This is a genomic window from Variovorax sp. PCZ-1, assembly GCF_018413605.1.
Taxonomy (GTDB): Bacteria; Pseudomonadota; Gammaproteobacteria; order Burkholderiales; family Burkholderiaceae_C; genus JANMDU01.
The window spans coordinates 209133-226622 of the sequence record NZ_JAHCDN010000004.1; the positions used below are offsets into that span (position 1 = coordinate 209133).

General features: G+C 57.4%; 13 protein-coding genes. 5 read left to right on the forward strand and 8 right to left on the reverse strand.

The annotated features are described in order from the left end of the window. Positions 1 to 16: 16 nt before the first annotated feature. The 4 genes from KIH26_RS16030 to KIH26_RS16045 form a co-directional block, all read right to left on the reverse strand. A complete protein-coding gene (locus KIH26_RS16030; RefSeq protein WP_213446695.1) occupies positions 17 to 1042 on the reverse strand; it encodes an MlaD family protein in 1026 nt (341 codons plus the stop codon). Positions 1043 to 1165: 123 nt separating this feature from the next. Next, positions 1166 to 1984: an ABC transporter ATP-binding protein gene (locus KIH26_RS16035; RefSeq protein ID WP_213446696.1), complete on the reverse strand. Its 819-nt coding sequence runs from the start codon at positions 1982 to 1984 to the stop codon at positions 1166 to 1168. Then, entirely contained in the window at positions 1985 to 3115 is a 1131-nt protein-coding gene (locus KIH26_RS16040) for an MlaE family ABC transporter permease (protein ID WP_213446697.1), read from the reverse strand. A 117-nt stretch (positions 3116 to 3232) separates the two neighbouring features. Continuing rightward, positions 3233 to 4222 (reverse strand): LysR family transcriptional regulator, encoded by a 990-nt coding sequence (locus KIH26_RS16045; protein ID WP_213446698.1) that lies wholly within the window; start codon positions 4220 to 4222, stop codon positions 3233 to 3235. Positions 4223 to 4308: 86 nt separating this feature from the next. Between KIH26_RS16045 and KIH26_RS16050 the strand changes: the two genes are divergently transcribed. Both KIH26_RS16050 and KIH26_RS16055 read left to right on the forward strand, forming a co-directional pair. Continuing rightward, a complete protein-coding gene (locus KIH26_RS16050) occupies positions 4309 to 5814 on the forward strand; it encodes a CoA-acylating methylmalonate-semialdehyde dehydrogenase (RefSeq protein ID WP_213446699.1) in 1506 nt (501 codons plus the stop codon). Next, positions 5811 to 7544: a GMC family oxidoreductase gene (locus tag KIH26_RS16055; RefSeq protein WP_213446700.1), complete on the forward strand. Its 1734-nt coding sequence runs from the start codon at positions 5811 to 5813 to the stop codon at positions 7542 to 7544. Before KIH26_RS16050 ends, KIH26_RS16055 begins: the two co-directional genes overlap by 4 nt. A gap of 191 nt (positions 7545 to 7735) precedes the next feature. Here the strand turns inward: KIH26_RS16055 and KIH26_RS16060 are convergent, their stop codons facing one another. Both KIH26_RS16060 and KIH26_RS16065 read right to left on the reverse strand, forming a co-directional pair. Then, complete coding sequence (locus KIH26_RS16060; protein ID WP_213446701.1) at positions 7736 to 9016, reverse strand: sensor domain-containing diguanylate cyclase; 1281 nt, start codon at positions 9014 to 9016, stop codon at positions 7736 to 7738. A gap of 116 nt (positions 9017 to 9132) precedes the next feature. Next, positions 9133 to 10053: a LysR substrate-binding domain-containing protein gene (locus KIH26_RS16065; protein WP_213446702.1), complete on the reverse strand. Its 921-nt coding sequence runs from the start codon at positions 10051 to 10053 to the stop codon at positions 9133 to 9135. Between the two features lie 69 nt (positions 10054 to 10122). Between KIH26_RS16065 and uvrA the strand changes: the two genes are divergently transcribed. Further along, on the forward strand, positions 10123 to 13167 hold the full coding sequence (uvrA, locus tag KIH26_RS16070; RefSeq protein WP_349627891.1) for an excinuclease ABC subunit UvrA: 3045 nt from the start codon (positions 10123 to 10125) through the stop codon (positions 13165 to 13167). Positions 13168 to 13169: 2 nt separating this feature from the next. On the opposite strand, the gene KIH26_RS16075 is transcribed toward uvrA, so the two are convergent. Continuing rightward, complete coding sequence (locus KIH26_RS16075; RefSeq protein WP_213446704.1) at positions 13170 to 13658, reverse strand: DUF3237 domain-containing protein; 489 nt, start codon at positions 13656 to 13658, stop codon at positions 13170 to 13172. 51 nt (positions 13659 to 13709) lie between these two features. On the opposite strand from KIH26_RS16075, the gene KIH26_RS16080 reads away from it, so the two are divergent. Together KIH26_RS16080 and KIH26_RS16085 are read left to right on the forward strand one after the other, a co-directional pair. Then, positions 13710 to 15800 (forward strand): acetoacetate--CoA ligase, encoded by a 2091-nt coding sequence (locus KIH26_RS16080; protein ID WP_213446705.1) that lies wholly within the window; start codon positions 13710 to 13712, stop codon positions 15798 to 15800. Further along, positions 15797 to 16780 carry a Bug family tripartite tricarboxylate transporter substrate binding protein gene (locus KIH26_RS16085; RefSeq protein WP_213446706.1) on the forward strand — a complete coding sequence of 328 codons (984 nt, stop codon included), beginning with the start codon at positions 15797 to 15799 and terminating at the stop codon, positions 16778 to 16780. Before KIH26_RS16080 ends, KIH26_RS16085 begins: the two co-directional genes overlap by 4 nt. A 3-nt stretch (positions 16781 to 16783) precedes the next feature. On the opposite strand, the gene KIH26_RS16090 is transcribed toward KIH26_RS16085, so the two are convergent. Then, complete coding sequence (locus KIH26_RS16090) at positions 16784 to 17461, reverse strand: DUF502 domain-containing protein (protein WP_213446707.1); 678 nt, start codon at positions 17459 to 17461, stop codon at positions 16784 to 16786. Between the last annotated feature and the right edge of the window lie 29 nt (positions 17462 to 17490).

Sequence of the window (17490 nt, forward strand, 5' to 3'; positions counted from 1 at the left end):
TTGTGCATACGCATCCTCATTTCACAGGCGCTGTCGTGGGTGGCGTGAAGCCGCGCTCGCCGGGGCCGGGAGGCACGGGGGCGTTGCCGAAGATCAGGCTTTGCGGGTTGTCGCCCAGCTCTTTCACCACGCGATCTGTGGCGCGCGCGGCGCGCGCGGCATCGTCTGTCATGCGGGTGGCGCGGGGCAAGGTGTTGGCAGTGAGCGCTTGGGCGCTTTGCCCGATGGCTTGCGCGGCTGTGTTGGCGCTGCTGAGGCCTTCGTTGACGCGATCGAGCGTGCCGCCTTTTTCGGCCACGCGCTGGCTCACCTGCCCCACCGATGCCGCAGCGGCGCTGGTGTCTTTGGCGGTTTTGCTCAGCTCAGCAGCGGTGGCTTGCATGGCCTGCATGGTTTGGCGTGTGTCTTTGACCAGAGCGGGGATGTCGGTGCGCTCGGGGCCAAATTGCGCATCCAAGATTTTTTGCATGGCGGTCACTTGATTTGAGAAATTCGCCGCACTCGCGCCCACAGCTTGCACGCTGCCGATCAAGGCTTTTTGATTCTCAGGCGCGAGCAATTGGTTGAGGCGCTTGGTGGTTTCTTCCACCTGAATCAAGATATTCGCGCCTTGATCAGAAAGCTTGGAGAGCAGGCTGGGCTTGAGGAGGATGCGCGGCGGTGTGCTACCGGACAAATCCAGCACTTCATTGGAGGAGCCATCATCATCGAGCTGCACATAGGCCAGGCCCGTGACGCCTTGGTAGCCGAGCACGGCATAGGTGGATTTGGTGATCGGTGTGCCTTGGTTGATGGCGAGGCTCACGAGCACATTGCCGCGCTGCTTAGGATCAAACTCGATGCTATCGACTTTGCCCACAGCAATGCCCCGATAGCGCACAGCCGCTTGCGGCTGCAGGCCTGTGACGGATTCGCGGGTGGAGAATTCGAGGGTGTCGCGAATGCGGGTATCGCGCATGAGCCATGCGGCCAGCGCCACCAGCAGTGCGGTGACCAAAATCACAAACGCACCAGCCGCTAAAGCATGTGATTTATTTTCCATAAAATTCAGCGCTCCAAAGTTTCGGTCGCTTCGCTCCCACGATACTTTGGAGCGGAAAGTGCAAAAAAGCTATGGAAGCGGGCCCGTCGCTTTTTTGAAGGCTGAAACAGCCACGACATAAGATCAAACAGCAAAAGGATACTCCCTCAATAATTCCATCGCTCTCTGCCCGCGCTCGCCCAGGAAGAATTCCTGCACAAACGGATGCGGATAAGCGATCACATCTTTGGGCGGCGCTTTCACCACCACTTTTTGCTGCGCGAGCACGGCCACACTGGTGGAGAGCTCATACAGCGTATCTAAATCATGCGTGACCATCACCACCGTGAGCCCCAGCTCTTTATGAAGGCTGCGCAGCAAGGCGCAAAAGCCATCGGAGCTTTCGGGATCAAGGCCAGCGGTGGGCTCATCGAGCAGGAGCAGCGGCGGATCCATGATGAGCGCGCGCGCCAGCGCCACACGCTTGACCATGCCGCCCGAAAGATCGGCGGGCATTTTGTGCGCATGCTCAGCACCTAAGCCCACCATCTGCAGCTTGACCATGGCGCATTCTTCGACCAGATCATCGGGCAAGCTGCCCAGCTCGCGCAATGGGAAGGCGATGTTGTCAAGCACGCTGAATGCAGAGAACAACGCGCCATGCTGGAAGAGCATGCCCACGCGGCTGGCTGCGCCTTGAGAGCCCAACTCAGAGGCTGGCGCGCCGAGCACCATCACATCGCCCTTGGTGGGTTGCTCTAGGCCAAGAATTTGGCGCAAAAGCGTTGTCTTGCCTGTGCCCGAGCCACCCACGAGGGAGAGCACTTCGCCGCGCGCGATGTTCAAATCCAGATCTTTGTGGATCACAAATTCTGCTTCGGGCGTTTTGTACACGGTCCAGAGCTTATGGATTTCCACCACATGCTCAGAAGACAAACGGGAAGCGGATAGGTCGGAAAGCATCTATAGCCCCACATCTTTGAAGACGATGGCGAACACCGCGTTGACCAAAATCACCACCGTGATCGAGGTGACAACCGAGGCCGTGGTGCCTTGCCCTAAGCTTTCAGTATTCGGCTTCACACGCAGGCCGTAGTGGCAGCCGATCAAAGCGATCAAGATGCCAAAGACCACCGATTTGCTCATGGCCAGGGTCAAATTCACCGGCTCAACCGCAGCTGGCAGCGCATTGATGAAGAACTGCGGCGAGATATTCAGCGAGACATCCGCTGCCAGCATGCCGCCCAGCAGCGCCACCAGCGTCGTCCATACGGCGATCAAGGGCATGGCAATGGCCAATGCAATGGCGCGCGGCATCACGAGGCGAAAACCGTGCGGGATGCCCATCACGCGCATGGCATCGAGCTCTTCCGTGACGCGCATGACGCCGATTTGCGCTGTAATCGCTGAGCCCGAGCGCCCTGCGATCAAAATCGCCGCCAGCATGGGCCCCAGCTCGCGCACGAGGCTCACACCCAGCAAATTCACAATGAACGAATCTGCGCCGAATTGCTTGAGCTGCTGCGCAGACAAATACGCCAGCACCACGCCAATGAGAAAACCGACCAGCGCCGTGATGGGCAAAGCGGTCGCACCGATGGCATACACATGCCCAGACACATCGCGCCAAGGCGCTTGGCGCGGCGCGCGCACGAGGCGAATCAAATCTAAGAAGAGCTGCCCCACCAACCGTATGAAGCCACGCAAATGCGAGATCACAGTGAGGATGATTTCGCCCAAGCTGAAGAAACGCTGCAGCCAAGTGGGTGAAGGTGCGCGCACATTTTTGCCGCTGAATTGCGCCACGCGCTCGAGCACGGCGCGCTGCGTGGGCAGCAGCTGCAATTGCGCTGGCCATTTACCGCCCCAATGCTGCCAGAGCAATTGCGCACCAATGTGATCGAGCCGCTCGATCAGGCGTAAATCCCAAGCAGCTTGCGCACTGGCTGGCTGCGAGCTCAAATGGGCTTGCAACTGCTTGAACTGATCGCTGCTGGCCAATTGCGCCGCCGTCCAGCGCCCGAGCACGAGCAGGCTGGGCGCGGTTTGGCCCGGCAGGGTTTGCTTTTCGATGTGAGGGGCAGATGACGTCATGAAGCTAGCCCCAGATAGTAGCCCGCCTAGGCCTATTTTTCATCCTTGATGCGCTTTGGAGACCATATCTCACAGTTAGGCGAAAGATATCAGCTGGGAGGATGTGGCACATGCGCATCAACTCCAGACTTTGGTCAGGGCGGCTCGCGCGGCTTGGATCACAGGCGCGTCGCGCTGCGTGGCGCTGTGAATGAAGCACAAGCAGCATTCGAGCTGCACGCGATCTGCCACCACCAAACCGCGCGATTGCGCCTCGCGCAGCGCCACCGTATCTCGCGCCAGGGAGAGGCCAACACCTGAGCGCACCAGATCGAGCATGGAGGCTTCTTGATCGACCAAGGCCGCGCGTTTGAGCTGCAAGCCAAGGGGTTGCATCACCGATTGCAGCAAGCGATGGTGCGCAGAAGCCGCGGGCGTGGTGATCCACGGCAACTGCGCCAGGGCGCGCCAATCTTTGCCCAACACTTGCGTGCCCCAGCCGCTGGGTGCGAGCACGCGATAGTTAAAACGCGCGAGTTCAATTACTACTAAATTCATAGCATTTTGCGCAGATTCCATGCCGGCTATCGCCATATTTCCTTCATAAAAATACGGGTTGACTGAGGGTGTGGCGACAGCGGTGGCCTCACGTAATTGCACCAACTCGTGCGGCATCGCGAGGTAAAAACCCACATCGAGCGCGCCTTGCTGCAGGCGCGCGAGCACATCACCGCTCATATGCTGCGAAAGCTCAGTCTCGATTTGCGGCGCGGCCTCCACCAGCTCTTTGAGAAACGCGCCGAGGCGCGTGAACTCGGGATCGAGAATCGTGCCGATGCGCAGCTGGCCTCGGGTGCTTGCATGGAGGTTGTTGGCCGATTGACTGAAATCTTGCAGCGCTTGCAACACTTTCTCCGCCTGAGGCAGCAGCGCCGCGCCATCGCGCGTGAGCGCGAGGCCTCGGCCAGATCGCGCAAAAAGCTGCAGCCCCAAGCGCTCTTGCATGGCCTTGAGCTGCAGGCTCACGGCCGGCTGGGTCAGGTGCAGGGTGTCAGCCGCCTTAGACACTGTGCCCTCGCGTGCGACGGCCACAAAGGCTTTGAGGCTGAGCAGATCCACTTGATTCATAAGCTGTATTTATACATTGTTTTGAGAATTTCATTGGACTGGTTTGGTTTCCCCTTTCAAAATCACTCCAATTCAACGAGGTGATCATGAGCGTAGCAAATATCGGACATTGGGTAAATGGGCAAGTCGCAGCGGGTTCTGCCGGTCGCAGCCAGAGCGTGTTTAACCCTGCGACTGGCGCAGTAACGGGCCAAGTGGCTTTGGCATCGAGCGCGGAAGTGGCCAACGCAGTGGCGTCTGCACAAGCTGCTTTTCCCGCATGGGCAGATGCGCCGCCGCTCAAGCGCGCGCGGGTGATGTTCAAATTTCTCGAATTGCTCAATCAGCACAAAGATGATCTCGCCCGCATGATCACGGCTGAGCATGGCAAGGTGTTTACCGATGCGCAAGGCGAAGTCACGCGCGGCATTGAGATTGTGGAATTCGCCACTGGCATTCCGCAGCTCTTGAAAGGCGACTACACCGAGCAAGTGGGCACAGGCATTGACAACTGGACGATGCGCCAGCCGCTGGGCGTGGTGGCCGGCATCACGCCATTTAACTTTCCTGTGATGGTGCCGATGTGGATGTTTCCGCTGGCGATTGCTTCGGGCAATTGCTTCATTTTGAAGCCCAGCCCGATTGATCCATCGCCTTCGCTTTTCATGGCTGAGCTGCTCAAAAAAGCCGGCTTGCCCGATGGCGTGTTCAACGTGGTGCAGGGCGACAAAGAGGCGGTGGATGCGCTGCTGGTGCATCCCGATGTGAAGGCTGTGAGCTTTGTGGGCTCTACGCCGATTGCGAATTACATCTACGAGACCGGCGCACACCACGGCAAGCGCGTGCAAGCGCTGGGCGGCGCGAAGAATCACATGATCGTGATGCCTGATGCGGATATGGAGCAGGTGGTGGATGCGTTGATCGGCAGCGCATTTGGCTCGGCAGGCGAGCGCTGCATGGCGATCTCGGTGGCGGTGCTCGTGGGTGATGTGGGCGAGCGCATCATGCCAGCGCTGATCGAGCGCACGAAAGCTCTCAAGATCAAAAACGGCACAAATCTCGATGCCGAGATGGGCCCGATCGTGACGAAGATTGCGCAGGATCGCATCACGGGTTATATCGCTGCAGGTGAGAAAGAAGGCGCGAAGCTGCTCGTCGATGGCCGCTCATTCAAATCGAATGAAGCTGGCTGCACAGAAGGCTTCTGGCTCGGCGGCACGCTGTTTGACCATGTGCAACCAGAGCACAAAATCTACAAAGAAGAAATCTTCGGCCCCGTGCTCTCCTGCGTGCGCGTGAAAGATTTTGCGACGGCTGTTGATCTTGTGAATGCCCACGAATTCGCCAATGGCGTGAGCTGCTTCACCCGCGATGGCGGCGTGGCGCGCGAATTCGCCCGCCGCATCCAAGTCGGCATGGTCGGCGTGAACGTACCGATCCCAGTGCCGATGGCTTGGCACGGCTTCGGCGGCTGGAAGCGCTCGCTGTTTGGCGACATGCATGCCTACGGTGAAGAAGGCGTGCGTTTTTACACGCGCCAGAAATCCGTCATGCAGCGTTGGCCTGATTCCATCGGCAAAGGTGCTGAATTTACAATGCCCACGTCAAAATGAGCGACGCCACTTTTGACTACATCATCATCGGCGCGGGCACAGCAGGTTGCTTGCTCGCGAATCGGTTGAGTGCCGACTCAAGCAAACAGGTGTTGCTGATTGAAGCCGGGCAGGCCGACAACTACCATTGGATTCATATCCCGGTGGGCTATTTGTATTGCATTGGCAATCCGCGTACCGATTGGCTGTATCAAACCGAGGCCGACAAAGGCTTAAATGGCCGCAAGCTGCGCTATCCGCGTGGCAAAACTTTAGGCGGCTGCAGCTCGATCAATGGCATGATTTACATGCGTGGCCAAGCGCGTGATTACGACAACTGGGCAGCGGCGACAGGCGATGATGATTGGAGCTGGAAGAGCAGTTTGCCCGATTTTCTAGCCCATGAAGATCACTATAAATTAGATAGCATTCAGCGCAGCATCTATGCCGGCAAAGTGCCTGAAACGCTTGAAAAATTTGCTTCGATGCATGGCAACTATGCCAATGCAGGCGCTGGCAAGAGCACAGGCGAATGGCGCGTTGAAAAGCAGCGTTTAAGTTGGGAAATTTTGGATGCCTTCTCTCTCGCCGCACAGCAAGCGGGCATACCAGCGAGTGAAGATTTCAACACGGGTGATAACGAAGGTGTGGGTTATTTTGAGGTGAACCAAAGGCGCGGCTGGCGCTGGAATGCGAGCAAGGCGTTTTTGCGGTCGGTAAAAAGCCGCGCCAATCTCACGGTGTGGACGCAAACGCAGGTGGCCAAACTTTCACTCACCACAGATGCTGCTGGTGCGCGCTGCACTGGCGCAGAACTCGTACGACAGATACGAGGACGGGGCGAACGCACGAGCGTGAGCATTGCGCAAGGTGGCGAAATGATCTTGAGCGCAGGCGCTGTCGGTAGCCCGCAAATTTTGCAGCTCTCAGGCATTGGCGATAGCGCTTCTTTGAATGCGCTTGGCATCAAGCCGCAAGTCGATTTAAAAGGCGTAGGCGCAAACCTGCAAGACCATTTGCAAATTCGCGCCGTCTTCAAAGTGCAGGGCGTGAAGACGCTCAACGCACTAGCCAATTCACTCTGGGGCAAGGCCATGATTGGTTTGGAATACGCGCTCTTTCGCTCTGGCCCGATGAGCATGGCGCCGAGCCAATTGGGTGCGTTCACGCGCTCCTCGCCAGATCAGCCGCACGCGAATTTGGAGTATCACGTGCAGCCGCTGAGCCTAGATGCCTTTGGCGAGCCGCTGCACAATTTCCCGGCGTTCACAGCGAGCGTGTGCAATTTGAATCCGACGAGCCGAGGCACGATTTCGCTCAAGAGCAATCGCTTTGAAGATGCGCCAGCGATTGCGCCCAACTATCTCAGCACCGAAGAAGATCGCAAAGTGGCTGCAGAGAGCCTGCGCGTGACGCGCCGCATCGCTGCTCAGCCTGCACTTGCCAAATACAAGCCCGAAGAATTCAAGCCGGGCGTGCAATACCAATCAGACGACGAGTTGGCAAAATTGGCTGGCGACATAGCCACCACCATTTTTCACCCCGTAGGCACAGCGAAGATGGGGCGAGACGATGATGTAACTTCTGTGGTCGATTCGCATCTTCGCGTGCGCGATGGCCAGGGCTCTCGCGTGCAAGGCCTGCGTGTGGTCGATGCCAGCGTGATGCCCAGTATCACCAGTGGCAACACCAACAGCCCCACACTGATGATTGCGGAGAAAGCCGCGCGCTGGATCATCCAAGGGAAATGAAGCAGCAGGGAAAATCCCGATACGCGCCGGAGGCCATCCCCTTTACATTCTCCTCACTCTGTTTGCGCAAGCAAGCAAGAGGGCTTGAGGAGACTAAAGAAGTACCTGCGCCGGCGCTCCCGGGCATCTACATATATTGAAAAAAGCCAGCCTACCCGGCTGGCTTTTTCTTTTCTGCGCGGTCTGTGCGCTTATTTCAAATCGGCGGATTCCAAGGGCACTGTCTTGCGTGAATAGGCATCCACAATGGCTGCACGCGATCCGAAAGCGCGCGCGCTGAGTGCCAGCTCTGCGGCTTCGTGCAGCACATCTTGCGCGAGAGAGAAGCTGTCAAACATACCCATCTGTGTGCTGTCTCGCGGGGCTTTGCGCCCAGTGGCCTGCCGCCCTGGAGAAATGCGCGCCACACCCACGCCCACATCCGCGCGGAATTCGCCCGGACTCGAGCTCTGAGCATTCAGCATGTAAGGCCGGCGCAATGCTACCGCTAGGCGCAAACCTACCGTGCGTAGCACGCCTGGGCGCTGCACACTATCGAGCACCACGACAAAGCTGCTATCGCTATAACGTCCCACAGCCGCAGCAGACGAGCCGCTGGCTTGGCGCACACGTGCGGCCATGGCATAGATCACTTGCTCTGCACCGTTGTTGCCGAACTCTTGACGCAGTGTGGCGGCATTGGCCAGCTCCACGCAAATCACCGCCATCTCTTTGCGGTTACGCTTCGCACGCGCCACCGATTCATCCACCTTGCGAATGAGCGCAGCCCCCGTCCACAACTGGGTGAGCAGATCGCGATCACGCCCCATGGAGACTGCACGCCGCATACGCACAAACTCAGCGTGGCGGCGCTTCAAGGTGTGGCAAGTGATCACAATGAAACCAGCCGCGCATACCGCCGTGCCCACCTGCATGGGTAAATCGTTGGCGAACATGTGTAAAGCCATGGCAAACAAGCCAGTCACCGCAAACACCATGGCGACGCAGGCCACCGTCATGGCCAACGCAAGCTCATCACCCAACAGCCATGCACGTAAGCACAGCCAAAAACCAATGACCGCACAAACGATCAAGGTCATGGCCATGACATCCAGCCTGATTTCTTGAGGGGGTAAGAGAAGCCACAGCAGTTGTGCGGCTGCCACCACCACCACCACCAGCATGCCGCGATCAATCAGAGCATCGCGCTGTTGAGCTCGCAAAAACCCTCGCAACCCCAAAGCCGAGATCGCTGCCGCAGAGCTCGCGCTCAAGACCAACCATTTCTGCTGCGAGATTCCCCACAAATGAGGAAAAAAATTCACCACCCACCCACTGGCCAGCGCCACAAATGCCCCGCAAACAAACACATAAACCACCGCCTCCAAACTTTGAAAAAGTCGGTTGTAGGCGGTGTAAAAAAACGACAACGTGAAATACGACAGAAAAATGCCTAAGCAAGCGCTCCACAAAGCAATTTCGAAATTGTTCATGGTTTCAATACTCGCTCAAACAAGCCGCGCCGAGCTTTAGCGCGGACAAGGGTAGGCAATAGAGAAGCATGTGAGGGTTCAACATTCAGACACAAATTTTATCTGCGCCGAGGCCGTTATGCCACACCTATCTCGCGTTGCCAAAAAGCGCTTTGCGCATAGTGATGTTTTAAAAAATCCACCCACAGTCGCACGCGCAGGGGCAGATGTTTGCGCTGCGGAAACACCGCATAAATACCATTCGGTGGCGCAGCAAAATCTTCCAGCAGGCTCACCAATTGTCCACTTTCAATCTCCCGCGCCACTTCCCAGCTGCTGCGCCAGGCAATGCCATGCCCGCCGATGCACCAATCATGCAGCACTTGTCCATCCGAGCAATCCAGTGGTCCGCCGGGTCGCACATGCTCTACCTTACCCTCCAGCAAAAAAGCCCAGCCGCGCGATTGCGAAGCATCGGATGAAAGCATCAAGCAGTCATGCTGGTGCAAATCTTGCGGTTGCTCAGGCTTGCCATGACGATTGAGATAAGCCGGCGCAGCCACGCACAAGCGCCTGTTATCCGCGAGCCGCACGCTCACCAGCGATGAATCTGGCAAATCTCCCACGCGTACCGCGCAGTCAAAGCCCTCGGCCGCAATATCCACCACGCGGTCTGAAAGATTGAGCGACAGGCTCACCTCAGGATGCTGCTGCCGAAAGCTCGGCACCAACGGCGCCACATGCCGCCGCCCAAAGCCTGCTGGCGCAGTGATCCGTAAATGCCCGCTGGCCTTCACGCCTCCAGCGCTCACACTGGCTTCAGCATTCGCGAAATCGGAGAGCAAGCGCTGGCAATCTTCCAAGAATGCGCTCCCCTCATGTGTAAGCGAAATCCGCCGAGTAGTGCGCACCATCAGCTTCACACCTAAGCGCTCCTCAAGCGCGTCCAAGCGCCGCCCAATGATCGCAGCAGCCACGCCTTCAGCTTGCGCAGCTGCCGTCAAGCTGCCTTTGGCAGCGACAGAGCAGAAGGTTTCGATCTGTTTGAATTTATCCACAGCCTATTATGTGGCTGGTTTTGCGTAAGGGCGCTATGATGCTCGGTTGACTTTTTGAAACTGAACACTGTGAATTCCTCTACCGACGGCACGTATTTGGCCCAAGCTTTGCACACCCACATCAGCATCCGTGGGGCGCGGACGCACAACTTGAAGAATGTGGATTTGGATATCCCGCGTAATCAGCTTGTTGTGATCACCGGGTTATCTGGCTCGGGCAAATCGTCTCTCGCTTTTGACACGCTCTATGCCGAAGGGCAGCGACGGTATGTGGAGAGTTTGTCGACCTATGCGCGGCAGTTTTTGCAGTTGATGGATAAGCCGGATGTGGATGTGATTGAGGGGCTCTCACCTGCGATCTCGATTGAGCAGAAGGCGACGAGCCATAACCCGCGTTCGACGGTGGGCACAGTCACGGAGATTCACGATTATTTGCGCCTCTTGTTTGCTCGCGCAGGCACGCCGCATTGCCCGGATCATTTGTTGCCGCTGCAATCGCAGACGGTATCGCAGATGGTGGATGCTGTGCTCGCTTGGCCGCAGGATACGAAGGTGATGATCCTCGCGCCGATTGCGCGGGAGAAGAAGGGCGAGTTTGTCGATGTGTTTGAAGACATGCAATCGCGTGGCTATGTGCGCTTTCGGGTGGATGGGGAGATGCTGGAGTTTGATGCGCTGCCTAAGCTGAAGAAAACGGAGAAACACGATATTGATGTGGTGATTGATCGGCTGAAGGTGAAGCCGGAGATGAAGCAGCGGCTGGCTGAGAGCTTTGAGGCGGCGCTGCGCATCGCTGAGGGCAGAGCGATTGCGCTGAATGTGGACTATGAAAGTGATAGTACTTCGCGCAGTAAACATGCCGGCGAAGTGGCTAAAACGCCTGAAAAAGAGCAATGGTTCAACGCGAAGTTTGCCTGCCCAGTATGTGGCTTCACGATTGGCGAACTGGAGCCGCGCCTTTTCTCTTTCAACTCGCCTGTGGGCGCTTGCGAGACATGCGATGGCATCGGCATGATGGAATTTTTTGATCCGAGCCGGATTGTGGCGTTTCCTTCGCTATCGCTTGCCAGCGGCGCAATCAAGGGCTGGGATCGGCGCAATGGTTATTACTTTGCTTTGATTGAATCTCTGGCCAAGCATTACAAATTTGATGTGGAGAAACCGTTTGAAGAGCTGCCTGCGAATGTGCAGCAGGTGATCTTGCAGGGCAGCGGCGAGGAAGAAATTGCTTTCAGCTACACGATGGAGAGCGGCAGCTTCGCGGGCAAGAAGATGAAGAAGAAGCACCCGTTCGAGGGCATCATTCACAACATGGAGCGGCGTTATCGGGAAACGGAATCTGCGCTCGTGCGCGAAGATCTAGCGCGCTATCGCCACACGCAGCCTTGCACGGCTTGCGAAGGCACGCGCTTGAAGCGCGAGGCGCGCAATGTGCGCATAGGCGAAGGTTTGCAAGAAGGCGGGCAAGCGCGCACGATCAGCCAGATTGGCAGCGCGACTTTGATTGAAGCGCAACGCTATTTCGAGAGCTTGAAGATGACAGGCGCGAAGGCGGAGATTGCCAGCAAGGTGATCAAAGAGATTGCTTCGCGCCTCAAGTTTTTGAATGATGTGGGCTTGAGTTATTTGAGTTTGTCGCGCAGCGCTGAGACGCTTTCTGGCGGTGAATCACAGCGCATTCGCCTCGCTTCGCAAATCGGCTCAGGTCTCACGGGTGTGATGTATGTGTTGGATGAGCCGAGCATTGGCTTGCACCAGCGCGATAACGATCGCTTGATCAGTACGCTCAAGCATCTGCGTAATTTGGGCAACAGCGTGATCGTGGTGGAGCATGATGAAGACATGATTCGCGCGGCGGATTATGTGGTGGATATTGGCATTGGCGCGGGCATTCACGGCGGGCGCATCATTGCGCAGGGCACGGCGGCGCAGATTGAGGCGAGCGCTGAATCACTTACAGGGCAGTTTTTGAGCGGCGCACGGGAAATTGCGATTCCGCAGCAGCGTGGGAAATGGTTGCCGCTGCAAGTGAAAGAGCCTGTTGCACCGCCCGCTAAATCGCGCTATCCCGTTTCGGCTTTTAAAAAGAAAGAGCCCACTGTTAAGGCCGATGAAAAATTTCAGCTGCTGCGCGTGGTGAATGCTTCGGGCAACAACTTGAAAAACGTGAGCGTTGATTTCCCCGTTGGCCTGATGACTTGCGTCACTGGCGTTTCCGGCTCAGGTAAATCCACCCTCGTGAACGACACGCTGCACAAAGCCGTGGCGCGCAGCCTCTATCGCAGCCACGATGAGCCCGCTGCGCATGACGAGCTTGAAGGCTTGGAGCATTTCGATAAGGTGATCAACGTCGATCAATCCCCGATTGGCCGCACGCCCCGCTCCAACCCCGCCACCTACACCGGCCTCTTCACGCCCATCCGCGAGCTGCTCGCTGAAATGCCTGTGGCGCGCGAGCGCGGCTATGGCGCGGGGCGCTTCAGCTTCAACGTGGCCGGTGGCCGCTGCGAAGCTTGCCAAGGCGATGGTGTGGTGAAAGTGGAGATGCACTTTCTGCCCGATGTGTATGTGCCCTGCGATGTGTGCAAAGGCGAGCGCTACAACCGCGAGACTTTGGAGGTGCTCTACAAAGGCAAAAACATCGCGCAAATCCTGAACATGACTGTGGCCGAAGCGCATGAGTTCATGAAAGCCGTGCCCACCATCGCGCGCAAACTGCAAACCTTGCTCGACGTGGGCCTGAGCTACATCCGCCTAGGCCAAAGCGCCACCACCCTCTCAGGCGGCGAAGCCCAGCGCGTCAAACTCGCGCTCGAACTCAGCAAACGCGACACCGGCCGCACGCTCTACATCCTCGACGAGCCCACCACCGGTCTGCACTTCGCAGACATCGAACTGCTTCTCAAAGTGCTGCATCAACTCAGAGACGCAGGCAACACCATCGTCATCATCGAACACAACCTAGATGTGATCAAAACCGCCGACTGGCTCATCGACATGGGGCCTGAAGGCGGCTCAGGCGGCGGGCAAGTGGTGGCTGAAGGTACGCCGGAGCAGGTGGCGGCGAACCCAGCGAGTCATACGGGGAAGTATTTGGCGCGCTTGCTCGGCTAGCCTCACTTCACCTCGTAAAACACCATCTCTACGCGATCTGGAAAGCGCGCCCCTGTGCCGATGAAGAGGGTTTGCGTCATCCACGCTAAATCGGCGCGCTCGACTTCGAAGCGGGGGGCGCAGCGGAAATAGATGCGTTCCGGTGGGACAGATTCGCCGCGCACTAAGGCTGCGATGTCTTCTTCGCTGCCGGTGCGCACCGCACTGTTGGTGATGTAGATGTGGCTGCCATCGCTCAAGAGAATGATGTAGCGGGCATCGAGTTGGGCTGCTGTGGAGCTGGTGACGAGTTGGAAATCTGCACCGCCGGGGAGCACTTCGCCCGCCATAGATTGGCCACGCGCTGTGCCTTGAACTGTGCCACCAGTGATGGGGATGATGCGGCGTTTGCCTGTGCCGAGTGCGTGCGTCACGTTGCCCGCTTCCACGGGTTTAGCCACTTGCACGGTGAGTTGCATGATGGGTTCTAGTTGTGGTGTGGGCAGGTTCATGCGGGAATCTCCGTGCGTGATGGCTGATGTGTAGAGGCTAATATCTTGCGCATGACTTTAACGCCTTCTTCTCCTGCATACGTCCCACAGATTCGCCTCTACCAAGATTGGCTCGCGCGTGAGCGCGATCTGCGCTTTGAAAACTATGACGCGCTGTGGCAATGGTCGGTGACGGATTTGGAGGGGTTTTGGCAATCGATTTGGGATTATTTTGAAGTTCAATCACCTACGCCGCACACGGCAGCGCTGGCTGATGACCGAATGCCGCAGGCGAAGTGGTTTCCGGGTGCGCAGGTGAATTACGCGGCGCAGGTGTTGCGGCATGCTGAAGCAGCGCATGCAGCGGGCTTAGCTGCGATCATCAGTGAGAATGAGTTGGGCGAAATTCGTGAGCTGAGCTGGCCTGAGTTGGCATCACAAGTGGCTTCGCTTGCGCTCACGCTGCGCGAAATGGGCGTACAGCGCGGGGATCGTGTGGCGGCCTATATGCCGAATATTCCTGAGACGATCATTGCATGCTTAGCCTGCGTTAGCATTGGCGCGGTGTGGAGTGTGTGTGCGCCGGATATGGGCACGCCTGCAGTGCTGGATCGTTTCAAGCAGATCACGCCGAAGGTGTTGATTGCGGTAGATGGTGTGCATTACGCGGGCAAGGCGATGGATCGCAGTGCGGTGGTGCAGGAGCTGTGCGCGGGGCTGCCTACAGTGTCGCATCTGGTGTTGCTCAGCACAGCTTGGGGAGATTCAAACGCTATCAAATCAGTAGCGGTTCGCGCAGATTTCATGCCGGCGATTGGCCGAAAAGGCTTAGAAATTGCTGCATTTAAGCCTGAAATGCTGCCCTTCGATCATCCGCTGTGGATCGTTTATTCCAGCGGTACGACGGGTCTGCCCAAGCCTATCGTGCATGGCCACGGCGGCATTGTGCTCACGCTGCTGGCACTGAAATGCTTGGGCAACGATATTGGCAGCAGCTATGCGCCAAACAGCTTCGGCGAGCGATTTCATTGGTACAGCTCCACAGGCTGGGTGATGTGGAATGCGCAGATGGCAGGTTTGGCCACGGGCACGACGATTTGCATTTACGACGGCTCGCCTTCTGGCAGCAAAGACGCGCCGGATTGGACGATTCTCTGGCGCTTCTGTGCAAGGCATCGCTGCACATTTTTTGGCGCGGGCGCAGCGTATTGGACGAACTGTATGAAGGCGGGCGTGAGTGCTTCTGCGCTGCAAACAGCAGGGCATGAGCTCAGACAAGTGCGCGCGCTGGGCTCCACAGGCTCGCCATTGCCAGAAGATGTGCAGCGCTGGGGCGCGGAGCAGTTTGCCAGCATCGGCACACCAGACATCTTCTGGTGCAACATCTCCGGCGGCACAGATTTTTGTGGCGCGTTCATCGGCAGCCATCGTGAACTGAAACAAGTGCCCGGCCAGATGCAATGCCGTTTGCTCGGTTGCGCTGTAGAAGCGTGGAATGAGGAGGGTAAGCCAGTGATGGGCGAAGTGGGCGAGCTGGTGTGCACACAGCCGATTCCTTCCATGCCGCTGTATTTCTGGAACGATGCAGGCAATGAGCGCTATCTCTCTAGCTATTTCGATATGTACAGCACCGTGAATAGCAAAGGCGAAAAACGCCTCGTGTGGCGACACGGCGATTGGCTCAAAATTGGCGCAGATGGTGGCTGCATCATTTACGGAAGAAGCGATGCCACGATCAACCGCGCTGGCCTGCGCATGGGCACGAGTGAGATTTATTCAGCTGTGGAAGCGCTGCCTGAAGTGCTCGACAGCATGGTGGTGGATTTGGAATACCTCGGCAAAGAAAGCTTCATGCCCCTCTTCGTCGCGCTGCGCCCCGGCATGACGCTCACGGATGATTTGAAGATTCGAATTCATGATGCGATTCGCCAACAACTTTCGCCGCGCTTTGTCCCTAACGAGACATTGCAGGTTGAAGCAATTCCACGCACTTTGAGCGGCAAAAAACAAGAGCTGCCCATCAAGAAACTCATGCTCGGCCAACCGCTTGAAAAAGTGGTGAACAAAGATGCCATGGCAAACCCGGATTGCTTGGATTGGTATGTGCATTACGCTAAAAAGCATCTCGCCAAATCACTTGACGCAACCAGGAGCACCGCATGAAAACGACACGTCGCCAAAGCCTAAAAACCACAGCTGCACTCATCGCAGCACCTGCTCTTGTGAGTCCGTGGGCACGCGCGCAAGACAAATTTCCTTCGCGCCCGATCTCCTTGATCTGCCCTTGGCCAGCCGGCGGCGCATCAGACGGCGCAGTTCGCTCCATTGGTGAGGCTTTGGCTCGTGCTTTGGGAGGAGCAACCGTCACGATTGATAACAAGCCCGGCGCTGGCGGCACGCTGGGGGCGACTGCCATGCTCACCGCCAAGCCCGATGGCTACACCTTGACGCAATTGCCGCTGGGTATTTATCGCCTGCCTCACATGCAGAAAATGGCCTTCCATCCGGTGAATGACATCACGCATATTGCTTGCCTCACCGGCTACACCTTCGGTATCGCCGCCACTGCTGACGCACCCTTCAAAACGATCAAAGAGATGGTCGCTTGGGCCAAAGCCAATCCTGGCAAATTAGATTACGGCCACACCGGCGCAGGCACCACGCCGCATCTGGCTTTTGAGGAGTTTGCCTTCAAGGCGGGCTTCACCACCAACCCCATTCCCTACAAAGGCTCGGCAGAAATTTTGCAGGCGATTTTGGGCGGGCAGATTCCCGTGATGAGCGGCACCACCGAGTTTGTGCCCCATGTGCAATCGGGCAAGCTGCGCTATCTGGCCACGCTGGGCAGCAAGCGCACCAAGGCCTTCCCCGATGTGCCGACCGTGCGCGAAAGTGGATGGGATACGATTTCTGAATCGCCTTTCGGCATCGGTGGCCCTAAGGGCATGGATCCTGCCGTCGTTAAATTGCTTGAAAGCGCACTGCAGAAGGTCAGCCAAGATCCAAAGGTGTTGGAAGTGTTTGATAAATTCCATCAACCTGTGATTTGGATGGACAGCGCCGAATACTCCCGTTACGCCGCCCGCACTTTCGCGCAAGAGCGCGCCACGATTGAGCGGCTGGGCTTGCTGCCAAAGAGCTAAGCTTTACTTTTTTGCGCTCTTCAAATACTGCTCAGATGTCACGCCCATCGAGACGTAAATGCTCGTGACGGCTTCCATGCCCATCTCTGCAGGCTCGACCCATTCGGGCGGCACATAAAGCAAACCACCGCCTACGGGCACGGGCGCTGTGGGTACAAGTACGCCCAGGTATGCCTGGCCGCTGATCATCACAGCCTGCGGCGTGGAGAGAAAACCCAGCACCGCTGTGCCTGCTTTGCTCGCGGGATCGCCCGCAACGGGCTTACCGCCAAAATAGAGCCAAACTGGTGACATGGATTTGAGATCGTCACCCTCTTTGCGCGCGAAGAGCGCCACGAGTTTTTGTGCCACGTCATAGATCGTGCGCACCACGGGGATGCGCTGCACCAAAGAATTCAGTAATCCAGAAATGCCGCGCTGCAGGCCCGCCTCCACCAGCAGGCCAATCGCATACACCACCACCACGACCAAGAGCATGCCCAACAAATAGCCGATCAGTTCCGACTCCGTGACGCCCAAGCCCACACTGGTGAGCAGCTGCCCAACGCTGCTTCCTGGCCCCAAATACTTGGCGAGAAATTGCCAAACCCAACCCAGCAGCAAGAGTGTGGCGGCCAGTGGCAACAAAGCCAATAGGCCAGTGATTAAGGTGCGCACAGGATGATTAAGCGAGAATTTCATGCGGTAAGCATACCTGCTGCGCAGCCGTC

Bases quoted from the DNA above. Each gene is read 5' to 3' on its own strand.
- KIH26_RS16030 (WP_213446695.1), bottom strand. From the start codon at position 1,042: ATGGAAAATAAATCACATGCTTTAGCGGCTGGTGCGTTTGTGATTTTG.
- KIH26_RS16035 (WP_213446696.1), bottom strand. From the start codon at position 1,984: ATGCTTTCCGACCTATCCGCTTCCCGTTTGTCTTCTGAGCATGTGGTG.
- KIH26_RS16040 (WP_213446697.1), bottom strand. From the start codon at position 3,115: ATGACGTCATCTGCCCCTCACATCGAAAAGCAAACCCTGCCGGGCCAA.
- KIH26_RS16045 (WP_213446698.1), bottom strand. From the start codon at position 4,222: ATGAATCAAGTGGATCTGCTCAGCCTCAAAGCCTTTGTGGCCGTCGCA.
- KIH26_RS16050 (WP_213446699.1), top strand. From the start codon at position 4,309: ATGAGCGTAGCAAATATCGGACATTGGGTAAATGGGCAAGTCGCAGCG.
- KIH26_RS16055 (WP_213446700.1), top strand. From the start codon at position 5,811: ATGAGCGACGCCACTTTTGACTACATCATCATCGGCGCGGGCACAGCA.
- KIH26_RS16060 (WP_213446701.1), bottom strand. From the start codon at position 9,016: ATGAACAATTTCGAAATTGCTTTGTGGAGCGCTTGCTTAGGCATTTTT.
- KIH26_RS16075 (WP_213446704.1), bottom strand. From the start codon at position 13,658: ATGAACCTGCCCACACCACAACTAGAACCCATCATGCAACTCACCGTG.
- KIH26_RS16080 (WP_213446705.1), top strand. From the start codon at position 13,710: ATGACTTTAACGCCTTCTTCTCCTGCATACGTCCCACAGATTCGCCTC.
- KIH26_RS16085 (WP_213446706.1), top strand. From the start codon at position 15,797: ATGAAAACGACACGTCGCCAAAGCCTAAAAACCACAGCTGCACTCATC.
- KIH26_RS16090 (WP_213446707.1), bottom strand. From the start codon at position 17,461: ATGAAATTCTCGCTTAATCATCCTGTGCGCACCTTAATCACTGGCCTA.